Below are 17,147 nucleotides of genomic sequence, written 5' to 3' on the forward strand. Positions count from 1 at the left end.
TGGGTGCACTACGCACCATATGAAATGCACGCCCGAGTTACAAACTGGAGTTTCCCTCATGGCCTTCCTGTCTGACACACTATCCCGCGTGAAGCCCTCGCCGACCATCGCTGTCACAACCAAGGCAGCCGAACTGAAAGCCGAAGGCCGCGATGTGATCGGACTCGGCGCTGGTGAGCCTGATTTTGACACACCGCAGAACATCAAGGACGCCGCAAAAGCGGCGATTGATGCTGGAAAAACGAAATATACCGCAGTCGATGGTATTCCAGAGTTGAAAAAGGCCATCTGCGCCAAGTTTAAGCGCGATAACGGTCTGGAGTATACGCCTGCGCAGGTCACAATCGGCACTGGCGGCAAGCAAGTGCTGTATAACGCGCTGATGGCCACGCTGAATGCGGGTGACGAAGTGGTCATCCCTGCGCCCTATTGGGTCAGCTACCCCGATATGGTGCTGCTTGCGGGCGGCGAGCCGGTGATTGCCGAAGCCACTGCCGAGACGGCCTATAAGCTGACGCCCGAAGCCTTGGAAGCGGCGATCACGCCGCGCACCAAATGGCTGATCTTCAACTCACCGTCCAACCCCACGGGCGCGGGCTACACATGGGACGAGTTGAGGGCCCTGACCGACGTGCTGATGCGCCACCCCCATGTCTGGGTCATGTCGGATGATATGTACGAGCATCTGGTTTATGATGATTTCACCTTCTGCACGCCGGCACAGGTTGAACCCACCTTGTATGAGCGCACATTGACCGTGAATGGCGTGTCCAAGGCCTATGCGATGACCGGCTGGCGCATCGGCTATGCCGCAGGCCCGGTCGAGATCATCAAAGCGATGGGCAAGATCCAGTCGCAATCGACCTCTAACCCCTGCTCTATCAGCCAATGGGCGGCGGTCGAGGCGCTGACCGGCCCACAAGACTATATCGCCGAAAACAACAAGACATTTCAGCGCCGCCGCGATCTGGTGGTCGAGATGCTGAATGCGGCTGAAGGGCTGGAATGCCCTGTGCCAGAGGGGGCGTTCTACGTCTATCCGACGATCAAGGGCTGTATTGGGAAAACCTCGGAAGGGGGCGCGAAGATCACCGATGATGAGGCTTTTGCAACGGCGCTGCTGGAAGAAACCGGTGTGGCTGTGGTGTTTGGTGCGGCCTTTGGCACCTCGCCCTGTTTCCGCGTGAGCTATGCGACCTCGGATGAGGCCTTGCGCGAAGCGTGTTCACGGATACAGAAATTCTGCGCCGGATTGAAGTAATACCAATCAGCATTGATCAGAACTCTTGAGCCCAGTCGCGGGTTCCAATGGAGGTGATTGTGTCGGGCATGCTGACCAATTTGTTCCAAGCCTTGCAGCAATGATCTACGATGTCTTCATAGGTTTCGAAGATGAGGTTTGATAGCCAGTTGTCTCGCATGAATTGCCAGATGTTTTCGACTGGATTGAGTTCTGGGCATTTTGCGGGGATCGGGATGATGGTGATGTTGTCCGGAATGACCAGCTTGTCAGTCATGTGCCATGCGGCTTGATCCACGAGCACAGCCCCATGTGCTTTGGGTGCGACAGTTTGGGAGATTTCAGCAAGATGCAGGGCCATCGCTTCGGTATTGCACGCTGGCAGCACAAGACCTGCAGCTTTCCCGAGGGCTGGGCAAATCGCTCCAAAGATGTAGCTTGAACTCGTGCGCTGATCATGTGGGGCGGAAGGTCGCGTACCGCGCTTCGCCCATCGGCGCGTGATCTTGTTTTTCTGGCCGACACGCGCTTCATCTTGGAACCAGACTTCGATCACAGTGCCTTGCAGGAGCCGTGCGCGGAGCTTTGCTACTGCGGCTGCAAACCCTTTTTTTTAAAGTCCTCCAGTGCGGCTGTATCTTGCGCGTGATGGCGCGGGCGTGCTGTGAGTTTGACATAACCAAGCGCCCTGAGTTCCCGGCTTATCGACGTCTCGTGAAGTGAAATCCCAAATGTGTCTGCAATCCATTTCCTCAGATCACTCAGGCGCCAGCGGACGACCCCATGGACCGATAAGGTCGGACCGCTCTCAACAATTGCAGCAAGCGCCCTGCGCTGCTCATCGTTAAGCTTAGACTGCTGACCAGGAGCTTTGCCGTTGATCAAGCCGTCAGGCCCGCGGGCATTAAACCGCTCCACCCAGTCACGGACAATTTGTAGGCCAACACCACCAATCCGAGCAGCATCGCTGCGCCGACCGCCATCATAGATCTCCGCCAGCGCCAAAAGCCTGCGGGCTTGGTTGGCATCCTTTGTCTTTCGCGCAAGTTCTCTCAACTTCATGCCGTCGTAGTCTGTCCGTAACGCGAGCGCTGCGCCCATAGAGAGGCCCTCCCCAGAAAATCTGACGCCATTGAGTCAGATCTTCATAGATTTGGGAATCCCAAAACCCTCAGAAGAGTCAGATTTCGCGAGACTTGGTATGAGACAGAAAAGGGGGCGCGCTGCGCCCCTTTTTTTGAGTATTTTCAGCAAGAAAATGCGCTTAGCGGATTTTCAGGGTGGCCAGCCCGATGAGCGCCAAGACCAGTGCGATGATCCAGAACCGGATCACGATCTGCGGCTCTGCCCAGCCCTTTTTCTCGAAATGGTGGTGGATCGGGGCCATCAGAAAGACCCGTTTGCCGGTGCGTTTGAAGTAAAGCACCTGAATGATGACCGACAACGTCTCGACCACGAAAATACCGCCAACAATAGCCAAAACGATCTCATGCTTGATGACGACGGCAATTGCGCCCAGTGCGCCACCCAGCGCGAGTGATCCAGTATCGCCCATGAACACAGCCGCAGGTGGGGCATTATACCACAAAAAACCCAAGCCCCCGCCACAGAGCGCCGCGACAAAGATCAGCAACTCGCCCACGCCCGGCACATAATGCACATCCAGATAGGACGTGAAATCGACCCGCCCCACCGCATAGGCGATCACGCCCAAAGTGCCTGCTGCGATCATCACCGGCATAATAGCCAAACCGTCCAGACCATCGGTCAGGTTGACCGCATTGGCCGCGCCAAGGATGACGAACGCTGCGAAAGGCACGAAGAACCAGCCCATATTGACCAGAACTTCCTTGAAGACCGGCACGGCAAGTTGCCCCTGCAATTCACTTGGGTGCAGATACAGCGCCGCGACACCCGCCGCGACCCCGATCACAGCCCCCATTGCCAGCCGCACTCTGCCCGGAACACCTTTCACATTGCCTTTCGAGACCTTGGCCAGATCATCGGCGAACCCGATCAAACCAAAGCCCACAGTGACCAGAAGCACGATCCACACATAGCCATTGTCCAGCCGCGCCCAGAGCAGGGTAGAGAGCGTCAGCGCCGACAGGATCAGCAGACCGCCCATGGTGGGTGTGCCGGTTTTGGTCAGAAGATGGCTTTCGGGACCATCCTCGCGGATCGGCTGGCCATTGGTCTGGCGGCGGCGCAGCATGTTGATCAGAGGCCTGCCAAAGATGAAGCCGAACACCAGCGCGGTCAGAAATGCAGCACCCGCCCGAAAGGTGATGTACCGGAACAGGTTGAAGCCCGGAACAGTATCGGCAAACTCGGTTAACCAGAAAAACATACGTTACTTTCCTCTTGCAGTGCGCATCGTCACATCGAGATGGCGCAGCCCGTCCACAACCCGCGACACAAAGCTGGATTTGGACCCTTTGACCAGAACAATATCCCCCGGAGCCACCAATAGATGCGCGATCACGGCCAGGTCATCTGCCTTCGCGACATGCCGCCCGCGCTTGCGCAAGGGAAGCTTTGCATGAAGCGCGCCCATGCGCGGCCCCACACAATGCACCAGATCAATGCTGTTCATTGCGGGCAGGCAAGCGATGGCTTCGTGCAGCGCGGTTTCTTGCGGCCCAAGTTCCAGCATATCGCCCAGAATCGCCACCCGGCGCCCCGCTCGCCCGGATTGTCCGCGTGCCGGGGTCAGGTCGGCCAGCAATTGCAACGCTGCCTCGACCGAAGCCGGGTTGGCGTTGAACGCATCATCAATCAGGGTGAACTGTAACTCTTCGACCGCATCGAGCATCACTTCTTCGCGCAAACCACGCCCGGAGGGCGGCTGCCAGCGCCCCAGAGCCATGGTCGCGCGTACCAGATCAAGGCCAAGTGCCTGCGCCACACCCAGACAGCCCAGCGCATTCATCCCGAAATGTGCGCCCGCATTGCTCAGCCGGATGGCCAGACGCATCTGGTCCAATTGCGCGCGCATCACGAGGGCTGTGTCGGTCTGCATCATATCAAGCATCTGCACGCAGTCAGACTGCGCGCCAAAGGGCAGAAGTTGTGCCTGCGCGGCCGTTGCTTCGGTTTCAAGGATTGGGCTGGTTGGCAGATCACAAGGGTAAACCGCATGGCCGCCCGGCAACAGCCCCTTGAAGATACTTGCCTTCTCATAGGCAATCCCCTCGATACTCTCGAACGCTTCGAGATGCGCTGCGGCGATTGTGGTGATCATGGCGATATGCGGGCGGGTCAGGCGTGCGAGCGGTTCAATCTCGCCGGGGTGGTTCATGCCAATCTCGATCACAGCGAAATCTGCCTTTGGGTCCAGCCGCGCCAGCGTCACTGGCACCCCCCAATGGTTGTTGAAACTTGCCTCGGCCGCGTGGGTTTGGCCGAAATCCGACAGCATTTCGCGCAGCATTTCCTTGGTCGAGGTTTTGCCAGCCGATCCCGTGACCGCGATCACACGTGCCTTCGCGCGCGCGCGTCCTGCGGCACCCAATGCGGTCAGTGCCGCCATTACATCAGGCACGATCAGCAGCGGTGCATCTTCGGGCACACCATCAGGCCGGTGCGTCACCAGCGCCGCAGCAGCCCCTTTCGCAAGCGCTTGGGCCACGAAGTCATGACCATCGCGCGTGGCGGTCAGCGCAATGAACAGATCACCCGGTTGCAGGTTGCGCGTGTCAATGGAAATGCCGCTGGCCTGCCAGTCGCTTGTTGCCAGACCACCCGTCGCCGCTGCCGCGTCCTGCGCGCGCCACAAACTCATGTGCGTGCCTCTAGCGCAGCAATTGCAACCGACGCCTGTTCGACATCATCAAAGGGATAGACGGCATCGCCCACGATCTGCCCTGTCTCATGGCCCTTTCCGGCAATCAAAAGCGCATCCCCCGGTGCCAGCGCATCCACCGCACGCAAGATTGCCTCGGCCCGGTCGCCGACCTCGTTTGCTTCGGGGCAGGCCAGCATAATCTCGTTGCGAATGACTGCCGGGTCTTCCGAGCGGGGATTATCGTCGGTCACATAGACGATGTCGGCATTTTCGGCCGCTGCCTTGCCCATCAGCGGGCGCTTGGTACGGTCGCGGTCGCCCCCTGCACCAAAGACAACAATCAAGCGGCCCATGACATGCGGACGCAGGGCTTGCAGCGCCACTTCCAGCGCGCCGGGCGTATGGGCAAAATCGACAAAGACTGCGGCCCCATTTGCGCGCGTGCCTGCAAGTTGCATGCGCCCGCGCACCCCTTCCAGCCGCGACAGCCGCATGGCAACTTCGCGCATCTCGGCCCCGCAGGCCAACACCAGCCCGACAGCGGCCAGCACATTCTCGGCCTGAAACCCGCCGATCAAAGGCAGGCTTTCCTGATAGACCCGCCCGTCATAGGAGAACCGCACGATTTGCCCTGCGACATCATAGCGTTGCCCCAGAATGCGGATATCGGCGTCTTCATTATGGCCAATAGTCAGGGTGCCCTGCCCGCCTGCCTCGGCAATTGCAAGAAACTCTGGCCCATGAAGGCTGTCCATATTGATGACGGCGATTCCATCATCGGGCAGCACGCGCCCGAACAACTGCGCCTTGGCGGCCATATAGGCCGACATGGTGGCGTGATAATCCAGATGGTCTTGGGTCAAATTCGTGAATGCGGCCGCCCGCAAATGCACGCCGTCAAGTCTGCGCTGGTCCAGTCCGTGCGACGAGGCTTCCATTGCAGCGTGGGTCACGCCCGATTGTGCCATCTCTGCCAGCAGGCGATGCAAGGTAATCGGGTCTGGGGTGGTATGGGCAAGTGGTGCGCTGAATGCGCCCTCGACACCGGTCGTGCCGATATTCGCCGCCTCATGGCCCAGATGAGTCCAAAGTTGGCGGGTAAAACTGGCGACGGACGTTTTGCCATTGGTTCCGGTGACAGCGACCATCGTATCAGGTTGCGATCCGAACCAGAGGGCTGCGGCACCGGCAAGGGCGGCGCGCGGGTCTTCGGCCAGAACCAACGCGACATCGGACCCGTCAAGCACATCATGGGCGATTTCCGCGCCCGCCCTGTCGGTCAGAATTGCACAAGCGCCCATGCGCAGGGCATAGGTGATAAACTCTGCGCCATGCACACGACTGCCGGGCAGCGCTGCAAACAAAGCACCTTCGCGGATCTGGCGGCTGTCAATGGCCAGACCAGTGACGACAGCATTGCCGCCCCGACTAGGGCTGAGGCCCAGAGCCGAGAGCGGACGGGGGGGCAGATCAGTCACGCGCTGGCTCTCCTTGCCAATGACACCGGGTGGCGTCTGTTACCCCAGTTTGGACCTCGTGTTCAATGGCCCTGTGACTATTGCCCCAAGGCGAATGTGGCATTTGCCTCATCCAGCGAAACGGGGCGCAGGCCCAGCAACGGGGCCACACGGCGCGTGATCTCGGCAGAGACAGGCACCGCTGTCCAGCCCGCCGTGCGGCGTGGCTCTGGCCCGGTTGTGTCGGTAGGTTCATCCAGCGTGACGACAAGCACATAACGCGGCTCATGCGCAGGAAAGACGCTGGCGAAAGTTGCGAAAACCGCATCCTTCTTGTAGCCGCCCCCGCGCGGGTTGGGCTTGTCTGCCGATCCTGTCTTGCCCCCCACCGGATAGCCTGCAATCCGCGCGAAAGACGCCGTGCCTTCCTGCACGACCTGATGCAGCATCAGGCGCTTTTGCTGTGATGTGCGCTCGGATATGATCTGTGGGCCTGCTTGCACGCGGTCTTGCTTGACCAACGTTGGCGTTACCTTGCGCCCGCCATTGACCAGCGCGGCATAGCCTGCGGCCAATGCCAGCGGGCTGGTTGACATGCCGTGCCCGTAAGAAACGGTCATGACCGACAGATCGGACCAGCGGTCAGGCAAAAGGGGCCGGGCGCGCGCGGCTTCGGCCACTTCCAGCGGCATCGTGTCCAGAAGCCCGAACTTGCGCAGAAATTCTTGCTGACGTTCGGCCCCGATGGGCTGCATGATCCGCGCAGTACCAATGTTCGAGGATTTGACCATAACTTCCTTCACCGAAAGCTCTGGGCCATAGTTGCGGAAATCACGGATGCGAAAGCGCCCCCATGTCAATGGGCCGCGTGTGTCGATAATGGTCTCGGGCGTCACAGTGCCTTCATCCAGCCCCTGCGCCACCGCAAAAGCCTTCATGACCGAGCCCAACTCGTAATACCCCTGCACGGCACGGTTGAACAACGGGCTGTCCGCCGGCTCCCCTTCGGTTGGTGGGGGGGGGCGGTTGTTCGGGTCGAAATCGGGCAACGAGACAAGGCTGATCACCTCGCCTGTGAAAACATCCATCAGCACGGCAGTCGCGCCGCGCGCGTTCAGCATCTGCTTGCCGCCCTCCAGCACTTCGGTGACTGTCGCTTGCACTGTCAGATCCAGCGACAGGTGCAACGGCTGATCGGTTTTGGTCGCGTCGCGCAGTCGCTCATCAAAGAACAACTCGGTCCCGGCCACACCAATCACCTCGGCGGCGCGCACGCCCTGCTGGCCGAAACTCGCGCCCCCAAGAACATGCGCCGCCATGCGCCCGTTCGGATATAGCCGCATCTCGCGCGGGGCGAACAGCAGGCCCGGCTCGCCTATATCATGTACGGCTTGCATCTGTTCCGGCGAAAGCCGTGTTCTGATCCATGTGAACCGTCGGTTGGGGTCGGTGAAGCGCGCGGCCATGCGCTGCGCATCAATCTCGGGGAAAATGCGCGCAAGTTCTTGCGCTGCCCCTTCCGGGTCAACCATGCGGTGGGTTTCAGCATAAAGCGCGTGCGTGCTCAGATTGGTTGCCAGCACACGTCCCTCGCGGTCCAGAATATCTGCCCGCGCACTGGAGATATCTTCCTGAAGGCCGCGCGCCAACTCCATCGGTGCGGTCGCTGCCAGCAGGCCCATCCGCGCGCCCAAGACGACGAAAGCGCATATGAACAACAGCGCAACCGCCAACAGCCGCGTCTCGGCGCGGCCACGGGCCTGATCGCGCGCGGCTTCCTGCCGCAAGCGGCGGTTTTCGCGCTCGATCAGGTCGGGGTTCTCGCCGGTTTCGCGCGCCCGCAGGACGCGTGCAAGCGGGCGCAGGGGTGTTCGGATCATGGCTGCGCCTCCTCGGTGGTGGCGGATAGTTGTTCAATCTCGCCAGACAGTTCGATCGTATCGAATACCTGTGTGCGGGCGACGGGCATCGGATAGGCAACCTGACCTATTTCACCAAAATGCATGGATGTGATCGGCACCAGCCGCAGCCGTGAGAAATTGATATCGACAAGCTCGCGCAGGCGGTCGGGGCGGTTCAGATAGGCCCATTCCGCGCGCTGGACGCTCAGCGACTCGTTCAGCGCGGCGATCTCACGCTCCAGCGCGCGCCGCTCGTTCATGGCCTGCTGGGTCAAATGGTTTTCCCGATAGGCCCAAGCGGCCAGAGCAATCACCGCAAGCGCCGTGCACAGATACAACAGACTTCGCATCCTCACCTCACCTTGGTTTTTCCAGTGCCAGCCGGGGCAGCCCCAGTCCTTGGCGATCCACCGGTTCCGCCGGGCCGTCCAGACGTTCCGCCATGCGCAACCGCGCCGAGCGCGCACGCGGGTTTAGCGCCAGTTCCTCGTCATCCGCACTGACGCCGCGCCGCTCAATCAGGCGAAAGCGCGGCGTTTCCTCCGGGGCTTCCGGTGCAAAGCGGTTGGCGCGCCCGCCCTGCCCCGCGCGGGCTGTCAAAAAGCGTTTGACCACACGGTCTTCCATGGAATGAAAGCTGACCACCGCCAGCTTGCCCCCCGGTTTAAGCGCGCGCTCTGCCGCTTCCAGCCCTGCAACCAGCGCGTCGAACTCTGCGTTGACCGCGATGCGCAAGGCCTGAAAACTGCGCGTGGCCGGATGGCTTTGGCCTGGCTTGGGGCGCGGCAGACAGCCGCTGACAATGCCAGCCAAATGCAAAGTCGTCTCTATCGGTGCGACTTGGCGTTCGCGCACTATGGTGCGGGCAATGCGGCGCGATGCGCGCTCTTCGCCGAAATGATACAGGATATCGGCCAGCACGCCCTCATCGGCCTCATTGACGAGATCACGCGCGGACGGCCCACTTTGGGACATGCGCATATCGAGCGGGCCATCCTTGGCAAAGGAAAACCCGCGTTCGGCCTGATCCAGTTGCATGGACGAGACACCCAGATCCAGCACCACCCCATCAACGAGATCGCCCGCATGTTCATCCAACTGTGCGAAATTACCCGCAACAAGCCGCAGCCTGTTCCCGTATTCTGCCGCCCAGTCTTGCGCCATTTCCAGCGCCAGCGGGTCACGATCCAGCCCGATCACCTGTTCCGCGCCCGCGTCCAGCAAAGCGCGCGCATATCCGCCGGCCCCCAATGTTCCGTCCAGCCAAACCCCCTTGATCGGCGCCAGATGCGCGAGAATGGGGCGTAGCAAAACCGGAATATGCGGACTGTCAGAACTGCTGGGCATCATGGCTCAAGGCGCGGGCCGCGTGACGGGTTGGGCAGCAGGATGCGCGGGTCATAATCCGCCCCTTTGCCCGTCATCAGGGTTTCGGTCTGCGATGTGTAGGTCGCGTCGAACGTGGCCTCTTTCCAGATCTGGAAATGGTCATTGCGGCCCATGAAGCGGGCTTTTTCATCTGCGTCCAGTTCCAGCTTTTCACGCAGGTAGTTGGGCAGGATAATACGTCCGTCTTCGTCAATCTGCGCTTCGATGGAATTGGCGTGATAGGTCAGTTCCATCAGGCTGCGCTCGGAGGAACCGGGCTGCATCATGTCGATACGATCCTCGATTTCTTCCATGGCTGTGATGGTGAAGCAGTCAAGGCGCTTTTGGTAGTCCAGCCCTGCAACGATAATGAAATTGGGGCGCAGACCTTCTTTCCAGTCAGGGTCACCTTGTTCAATAACACGCCTGAAGGAGGCTGGAACCGACACGCGGCCCTTTCCATCCACCTTCTGGTGAAACGTGCTTCTGAACCTGCGTGCCACTGCCCGGCGGTCCTTTGTCTTATGCCGACCCATGATCGGGTCTACGCAAATGAAAACGGCGGATCGAGCTGCTGCCACTGCTCGATCCGCCGACTGTCCCATCGCTGGGTGCCCGGTTGGCGCTCGCTCCTTTGGGGGAAGGAGGGGGATGCTGCTCGCGAGCGCGCCGGATCTATTTTCTTCTCAGATAAAGCGGGTGCCTGTATGAATTGTCTGCCTCGGTTGGGGTCTTGGTGCCCCGTGCTGCCCGTCTATCTTGCTCACTGGAATGACATGGAACTTTATGGCCATCAAGAAAAAAGATCGCGCAAAAACTCTGGACGCGCCTGATTATCGCAGATATCTGCCACAACATAATGCAGGTTTGCAGATTAGTTTACCACATGTGGTGAGAACAATTTCAGAACCTAGCGAAATAGGCGAAGCACAAGGCGCGCGGGCGGTCGTGACAAATTAGACCATAAAATCCCGGAGTTTTTGCACAACCATAGGCCGTGTTGCACTTCAGCCACGCTTTTGACTGCAACACGCGGCTATTTTCTGACCGGAATCACGCGAAACGGACCTGTGAACGCTGAATCACCGCGAATCACGGCACAGTGATTCGGCGGGGAGCGGCTCGTGATCGCTGAAATTGGTGGAATCCAACGCGGCTGATCGCCACTTCACCCTCGGTGCCATAGGATTCCATGCGTGGTCCGAGGGCCAGTGCCATGAAATCCCATGGCACTGGCGGCATCTGACGCCCTGCGCCTTACAGAACTTCGATCAACCGTGCGGCCATGCGTTCATAAGCTTTGGCAACAAGACTGTCTGTCGCAGCCACAGGTACGCCGCCATCCCCTGCCAGTCGCACCTCGACGCTTAGGGGTAATTCGCCCAGAAACGGTAGCTTTTGCTTCTTCGCCTCGGCGCGCACACCGCCTTCACCGAAGATATGTTCTTCATGGCCGCATTTCGGGCAGATGAAGGTCGACATGTTTTCAATCAGCCCCAAAACCGGCGTGTTAAGCGTTTGGAAGGCACGCAGCGCCTTGCGCGCATCTAGCAGCGCCACATCTTGCGGGGTCGACACGACAATCGCGCCACGCACATCGAATTTGGAACACAGCGTCAGTTGAATATCCCCTGTGCCCGGCGGCATATCGACAATCAGCACATCCAGATTGCCCCATTCCACCTGCGTCAACAACTGCTGCAACGCGCCCATCAGCATTGGACCGCGCCAGATGACGGCATCGTCTTCTTTCAACATCAGGCCGATCGAGATCATGGTCACCCCATGCGCCTGCAACGGGATAATGGTTTTCCCATCGGGCGACGCGGGGCGGCGGTCGACACCCATCATGCGCGGCTGGCTTGGTCCATAGATATCTGCATCCAGCAGCCCCACGCGCAGCCCATGCCGCGCAAGCGCCACCGCCAGATTAGAAGCAACCGTAGATTTCCCGACCCCGCCCTTGCCAGACCCGATTGCGATAATGTTTTTGACACCCGGCACCGATTGCTTGCCCGGCTGTTCTGTCGGGTGGCGCCCCAACTTCAGTGCAGGCGGCGCGCCTTTGGATTTGGCCGCCGGACCATGTGCTGTCAGTGCGACCGAAACCCGCGAGACCCCATCGAGGGCAGAGACGGCCGCCTCGGCGGCCTGACGCACGGGCGCTAGCTTTTGCGCGGCTTCGGGGTTTTCTGCCTCAATGACAAATCGAACGGCCCCATCCTCGATCACAAGCGCGCGGACAAGATCCCGAGAGGTCAGTGTGCCGCCATCAGGCAGATCAATCGCCTCCAGCGCCGATAGAACCTGTTCACGCGTCAGTGTCATAGCTTGCTCCCTCATGTCTTTTCGGGGGGAACATGGCTATTTTTACAGTAACGGCAAGCCCGCAAAGCGCCACGTGGCCCGATTGCGCGCGCTTCCACCCTGTGCCAATATTCTTCAAACATATGGAGAACCCCTTGGAAAACTGTCTTTTCTGCAAGATTGCATCAGGCGCGTTGCCCGCCCACAAGATATATGAAGATACAGAGATTCTGGCCTTTCTGGACCTGCACCCCATCCGCGAGGGCCATGCGCTGGTCATTCCGAAAGCGCACCATATCTGGTTCGAGGATCTGCCACAGGCACTTGCGACACAAATCACCACCTGTGCCCAGCACATCGCCCGCACGATGAAGCAGATGTACCATGTGGAACGCGTGGCCCTGTTCTATACAGGTATTCATGTGCCGCACGCCCATGCGCATGTTGTCCCCATGCATCATGTGCATGATGTCACCTCAGCAGCCTATCTGCGCGACGGGCCTGATTCCTTTAGCGCGCCGCCGCAATTACCCGCCGACGAAATGTCGGCGATTGCCGCGAAATTGCGGGAAAGCTTCTGAAACTGGCTTGATACATTCATGATATTCATTTTCCGCAAGCGGTTTGAGCCTTCGACCGCGAAATTGACCATTTGGTAATCATTTCTGAAATTACCTAGCGTTAACATGCTGTCAGCGCATAGCCGCATTGCAGCATTCTACATTGTGCACCCGCAGCGAGGTGCTATCTATAATCCAACAGCGGGAAAGACGACCGCACGGATAAAAAGGTAGCGTAACCATGGCGCACATTGTTGAAAATCTAGGCGTTTCGCTGGGCAATACCGGCTTTCGTTCAATGATCGAGCGTATCGGCGCGAGTTTCAAGCAACGCCGCGTGTATAACAGAACCCATGCAGAGCTCAGCCAACTGAGCACGCGGGAACTCGACGATCTTGGGATTTCGCGGTCCATGATTTCACGCCTCGCCTATGAGGCAGCGTACGGACGCTAAAACAGTTTCGGACCCTTCCTCCTCCTCCCTGAGGGGTCCGATTGAGACGGCGACCACTCCTCCTCCCTTGGGGTCGCCGCCACAAATTCCGGCCAAGGCTGAAACGCCTGCAACCGGAGACGAGACGTCGCCTCACTCCTCCTCCCTTGGGGCGCACGTAGGAACGATCTGGCCCTCCTCCTCCCTAGCCATATCGTTCTGAGATAAATCGGTCTTCGGATCGAACACATTGTTAAGGTTCTTTCCTCCTCCCTAGGACCTTGCAAATTAGGCGACAGTCCCCTCCTCCTCCCTGGGACTGTCGCCTTTCTCATTTTTAAAGTCTGGAAATTTATCAGAACGGGACGTCGTCGGCCTGTTCCGCAGGCACGATGAACTTCGCCACAACATGGCGCGGGCCGGACTTTTCAAATTCGATGAATAGCTTGTCGCCTTCGACCAATGTGACGCGGCCATAGCCGAATTTCTGATGAAAGACCCGCGCGCCGACCTCGAAGGCAGGCGCAGATGTCCCGTCAATCACCATATTGCGCGCCTCGCGTGGCTGGCTGACCGGGCGCTCTGTCGCTGTTTGCAGCCGCCGCCAACCGGGCGAATTATAGACATCGGCCCGCTGGGCGCGCTCTTCAATCGTGCTGGCAACAGGTGCTATGCCACCCCCATACAGGCCAGGCGGGGTCAGAACTTCGACATGTGCGGCAGGCAGTTCATCGACGAAGCGCGATGGCATCTGTGACTGCCACTGCCCATAGACGCGCCTGTTGGCGGCAAAACTGATGGTGCATAACTGCTCGGCACGGGTGATCCCGACATAGGCCAGCCTACGTTCTTCCTCCAACCCCTTGAGGCCCGATTCGTCCATCGAGCGTTGCGAGGGAAACAACCCGTCTTCCCAGCCGGGCAGAAACACGACCGGAAATTCCAACCCTTTGGAGCCATGCAGCGTCATGATACTGACCTTGGCCTCGGTATCATCACTGTCATTCTCCATGATAAGCGAGATGTGCTCTAGAAATCCTTGCAGGTTTTCGAAGGATTCGAGCGCCTTGATCAGTTCTTTCAAATTCTCCAACCGCCCCGGCCCTTCGGGCGTCTTGTCGTTTAGCCACATCTCGGTATAGCCCGACTCCTCCAGAATCTGCTCGGCCAGTTCGATATGATTTTGCGCATCCCCCTCAGGGCGAATGACCTCGACCAGATCATCTTCGGCTTCCACCATGCCCGTGGTGCCGACGGCGCTGTGCCAACGCGCAATATTCTCGATCAGCGCGCGCAACTGCGCTGCCCCCCTGCCCTTGATCTCGCCCGCCTCAATCGCAAGTGCCGCGCCCTGCACCAGCGGCACAGCGTTTGCGCGCGCAATGCGCTGGATTGTCTGCTGCGCCTTGTCGCCCAAGCCCCGTTTAGGGGTGTTAACGATCCGCTCAAAGGCCAGATCATCGCCAGGGCTGACCGCCAGACGAAAATAGGCCATCGCGTCGCGGATCTCCATACGTTCATAGAATCGCGGCCCGCCGATCACACGGTAGGGCATGCCAATGGTCAGAAACCGATCCTCGAAGGCGCGCATCTGGTGGCTGGCGCGCACAAGTATGGCCATCTGGTTCAGGCTGAACGGGTTTAGCCCGCGCGTGCCTTGGCTAAGGTCTTCGACCTGTTCGCCGATCCAGCGCGCCTCTTCCTCGCCGTCCCAATGGCCGATCAGGCGCACTTTTTCGCCCGCCCGCGCTTCGGTCCACAAGGTTTTGCCCAGCCGGTCTTCATTGCCTGCAATCACTTGGGATGCAGCGGCCAGAATATGCGGCGTTGAGCGGTAGTTCTGTTCCAGCCGCACCACGACCGCACCGGGAAAATCACGCTCGAACCGCAAAATATTACCCACTTCAGCACCGCGCCAGCCATAGATCGACTGATCGTCGTCGCCCACGCAGCAGATATTCTTGTGCCCCTCGGCCAGCAGCCGCAGCCACAGATATTGCGCCACATTGGTGTCCTGATACTCGTCCACCAGAATATAGCGAAAACGTTGCTGATAGCTTTGCAGCACGTCAGGATGCGCCTGAAAGATCGTCACGCAATGCAGCAACAGATCGCCAAAATCGCAGGCATTCAGGGTTTTCAGCCGGTCCTGATAGGCGGCGTAAAACTCTGTCCCGCGATTGTTGAAGGCACTGGCCTCGGAACTTGGCACTTGGTCAGGCCGCCATGCACGGTTTTTCCACTGGTCGATAATCGAGGCCAGCAGCCGCGCGGGCCAACGCTTGTCGTCGATATTGGCCGCAACAAGAAGTTGTTTGAGCAGTCGCAACTGGTCGTCACTGTCCAGAATTGTGAAATTCGATTTCAAACCGACAAGTTCGGCATGACGCCGCAGCAGTTTCGCACTGATCGAATGAAAGGTGCCCAGCCACGGCATCCCCTCGACCGCCTCGCCCAGATAGCCGCCGACGCGCAGCTTCATTTCGCGCGCGGCCTTGTTGGTAAAGGTCACGGCCAGAATGCCGGACGGATAGGCGCGGCCAGAGTTCAGCAAATGCGCAATCCGGGCGGTCAGCGCCTTCGTTTTGCCTGTGCCGGCCCCTGCCAGCATCAGCACGGGGCCGTCCAATGTGTCGACGGCCTGCCGTTGCGCAGGGTTCAGCCCGTCCAGATAGGGTGCGGGCCGCGCAGCCATAGCGCGGGCGGAAAGCGGGAGATCGGAGTTGAAATCTGACATGGGTGCAACACTAACGCGGGCGGCGGCGCAGGGGAAGCGGTGTTCTGCAAGTGTTCCAAAAGAATTTGCGCGCAGCCATTGGCAAGCGCGCCGCGCCGGATATAGTCGCACCTCATGAGCCTTGATCTGCGCTATCCCGCCCTGTCCGACCTGAAAGCCGCCTGCAAACGGCGGGTGCCGTGGTTTGTGTGGGAGTATCTGGACAGCGCCACAGGCACGGAATCGGTCAAACCGCGCAACCGGGCCGCGCTGGACGCGGTGTTGTTCCAACCCGCCGTGTTGCGCGGTGCGATAACGCCCGACTTGCAGACGCAGTTTCTGGGGCAAGACTATGCCATGCCCGTCGGCATTGCCCCGATTGGCATGTCCGGTCTGATCTGGCCGGGGGCAGAGGCGGCACTGGCCCAGATGGCGCAGACCACCCGCCTGCCCTATTGCCTCAGCACCGTTGCCACACGCCTGCCCGAAGAGATTGGGCCTATCGCAGGTGATATGGGCTGGTTTCAGCTTTATCCGCCCAAAGACCCGAAGATTCGCGCCGATATTCTGACCCGCGCCCGAAATGCCGGTTTTCGCACATTGGTGCTGACAGTCGATCTGCCCGGCCCCTCGCGGCGCGAGCGGCAGTTGCGCGCGCAGCTTGCGATCCCCCCCAAACTGACCCCGTCAATGCTGTGGCAAATCGCGCAATGCCCGTCATGGGCGCTTGGTACACTGCGCCACGGCCAACCCCGCTTGCGCCTGATGGAGGCGTATTTGAAGCTTGACGGCAACGCCCCCTCAACCGCGCATCCCGGCTATCTGCTGCGCGCGGCCCCTGATTGGGACTATGTGCAGGCGGTGCGCGCGCTCTGGGATGGGCCGTTGGTGATAAAAGGCGTGATCGAGCCGCAAGATGCCCTGCGCCTGCGCGATACGGGCGCAGATGCGATCTGGGTGTCCAATCATGGGGGACGGCAATTCGACGGCGCACCCGCCGCATTGCACGCCCTGCCCCGCATTCGCGCAGCCATTGGCCCGGACATGCCCCTGATCTTCGATGGCGGCGTTGAATCAGGGCTGGATGTGCTGCGCGCACTGGCCTTGGGGGCAGATTTCACCATGCTGGGGCGTGGCTGGCACTACGCCCTTGGCGCATTGGGGCCGCAAGGTGCCCAGCATCTGGCACAGATTCTGCGCGACGACCTTGCCAGCAACATGATCCAGATGGGACTAACCCAGCCGAAAAAGGCGCATTTACAGCTATGGACGCACGGCCCAGCACCTGAAATCTAACGAATTCTTGCAAAAGCTTTACGATTGCCCAGAAATCGGTCTAGAAACCTGACCAATACCAGCGCTTTTTTGTCAAAGGGAC

At 59.6% G+C, this 17,147-nt stretch carries 14 protein-coding genes; 4 read left to right on the top strand and 10 right to left on the bottom strand.

Translation table 11 applies throughout. The features are described 5' to 3' along the window. Positions 1-58: 58 nt before the first annotated feature. Positions 59-1,261, top strand: a complete 1,203-nt coding sequence (locus BD293_RS10770; protein WP_142081580.1) for a pyridoxal phosphate-dependent aminotransferase — start codon at positions 59-61, stop codon at positions 1,259-1,261. Positions 1,262-1,277: 16 nt separating this feature from the next. Here BD293_RS10770 and BD293_RS10775 read toward each other — a convergent pair. The 9 genes from BD293_RS10775 to BD293_RS10815 form a co-directional block, all read right to left on the bottom strand. Then, positions 1,278-2,341, bottom strand: a protein-coding gene (locus BD293_RS10775) for an IS630 family transposase (RefSeq protein WP_142079576.1) whose coding sequence is annotated in 2 segments (ribosomal slippage) — positions 1,278-1,853 and positions 1,856-2,341 — 1,062 coding nt in all. Because the reading frame shifts where the segments join, the coding sequence is not laid out codon by codon here. 163 nt (positions 2,342-2,504) lie between these two features. After that, positions 2,505-3,590, bottom strand: coding sequence for a phospho-N-acetylmuramoyl-pentapeptide-transferase (mraY, locus tag BD293_RS10780; protein ID WP_142081582.1), 1,086 nt, complete (start codon positions 3,588-3,590; stop codon positions 2,505-2,507). 3 nt (positions 3,591-3,593) lie between these two features. Further along, positions 3,594-5,024 (bottom strand): UDP-N-acetylmuramoyl-tripeptide--D-alanyl-D-alanine ligase, encoded by a 1,431-nt coding sequence (locus BD293_RS10785; protein WP_142081584.1) that lies wholly within the window; start codon positions 5,022-5,024, stop codon positions 3,594-3,596. Then, positions 5,021-6,496 carry a UDP-N-acetylmuramoyl-L-alanyl-D-glutamate--2,6-diaminopimelate ligase gene (locus BD293_RS10790; protein WP_142084518.1) on the bottom strand — a complete coding sequence of 492 codons (1,476 nt, stop codon included), beginning with the start codon at positions 6,494-6,496 and terminating at the stop codon, positions 5,021-5,023. The genes BD293_RS10785 and BD293_RS10790 overlap by 4 nt, the downstream gene beginning before the upstream one ends. A gap of 86 nt (positions 6,497-6,582) precedes the next feature. Further along, positions 6,583-8,364 carry a peptidoglycan D,D-transpeptidase FtsI family protein gene (locus BD293_RS10795; RefSeq protein WP_142081587.1) on the bottom strand — a complete coding sequence of 594 codons (1,782 nt, stop codon included), beginning with the start codon at positions 8,362-8,364 and terminating at the stop codon, positions 6,583-6,585. Next, positions 8,361-8,735, bottom strand: coding sequence for a cell division protein FtsL (ftsL, locus tag BD293_RS10800; RefSeq protein WP_142081589.1), 375 nt, complete (start codon positions 8,733-8,735; stop codon positions 8,361-8,363). The genes BD293_RS10795 and ftsL overlap by 4 nt, the downstream gene beginning before the upstream one ends. A 7-nt stretch (positions 8,736-8,742) precedes the next feature. Beyond that, complete coding sequence (rsmH, locus tag BD293_RS10805; RefSeq protein WP_425467926.1) at positions 8,743-9,732, bottom strand: 16S rRNA (cytosine(1402)-N(4))-methyltransferase RsmH; 990 nt, start codon at positions 9,730-9,732, stop codon at positions 8,743-8,745. Continuing rightward, positions 9,732-10,202, bottom strand: a complete 471-nt coding sequence (locus tag BD293_RS10810) for a division/cell wall cluster transcriptional repressor MraZ (protein ID WP_170207111.1) — start codon at positions 10,200-10,202, stop codon at positions 9,732-9,734. Before BD293_RS10810 ends, rsmH begins: the two co-directional genes overlap by 1 nt. 808 nt (positions 10,203-11,010) lie before the next feature. Next, positions 11,011-12,081: an Mrp/NBP35 family ATP-binding protein gene (locus BD293_RS10815; RefSeq protein WP_142081597.1), complete on the bottom strand. Its 1,071-nt coding sequence runs from the start codon at positions 12,079-12,081 to the stop codon at positions 11,011-11,013. A gap of 32 nt (positions 12,082-12,113) precedes the next feature. Between BD293_RS10815 and BD293_RS10820 the strand changes: the two genes are divergently transcribed. Together BD293_RS10820 and BD293_RS10825 are read left to right on the top strand one after the other, a co-directional pair. After that, a complete protein-coding gene (locus tag BD293_RS10820; protein WP_246086272.1) occupies positions 12,114-12,641 on the top strand; it encodes an HIT family protein in 528 nt (175 codons plus the stop codon). A 220-nt stretch (positions 12,642-12,861) separates the two neighbouring features. Beyond that, entirely contained in the window at positions 12,862-13,074 is a 213-nt protein-coding gene (locus BD293_RS10825; protein ID WP_142081599.1) for a DUF1127 domain-containing protein, read from the top strand. 334 nt (positions 13,075-13,408) lie between these two features. Here the strand turns inward: BD293_RS10825 and BD293_RS10830 are convergent, their stop codons facing one another. Further along, a complete protein-coding gene (locus BD293_RS10830; RefSeq protein ID WP_142081601.1) occupies positions 13,409-15,790 on the bottom strand; it encodes an ATP-dependent helicase in 2,382 nt (793 codons plus the stop codon). Positions 15,791-15,904: 114 nt separating this feature from the next. Between BD293_RS10830 and BD293_RS10835 the strand changes: the two genes are divergently transcribed. Next, positions 15,905-17,065, top strand: coding sequence for an alpha-hydroxy acid oxidase (locus BD293_RS10835; RefSeq protein ID WP_142081603.1), 1,161 nt, complete (start codon positions 15,905-15,907; stop codon positions 17,063-17,065). Positions 17,066-17,147: the final 82 nt, after the last annotated feature.

It is taken from the genome of Roseinatronobacter monicus (genome assembly GCF_006716865.1).
Classification (GTDB): Bacteria; Pseudomonadota; Alphaproteobacteria; order Rhodobacterales; family Rhodobacteraceae; genus Roseinatronobacter; species Roseinatronobacter monicus.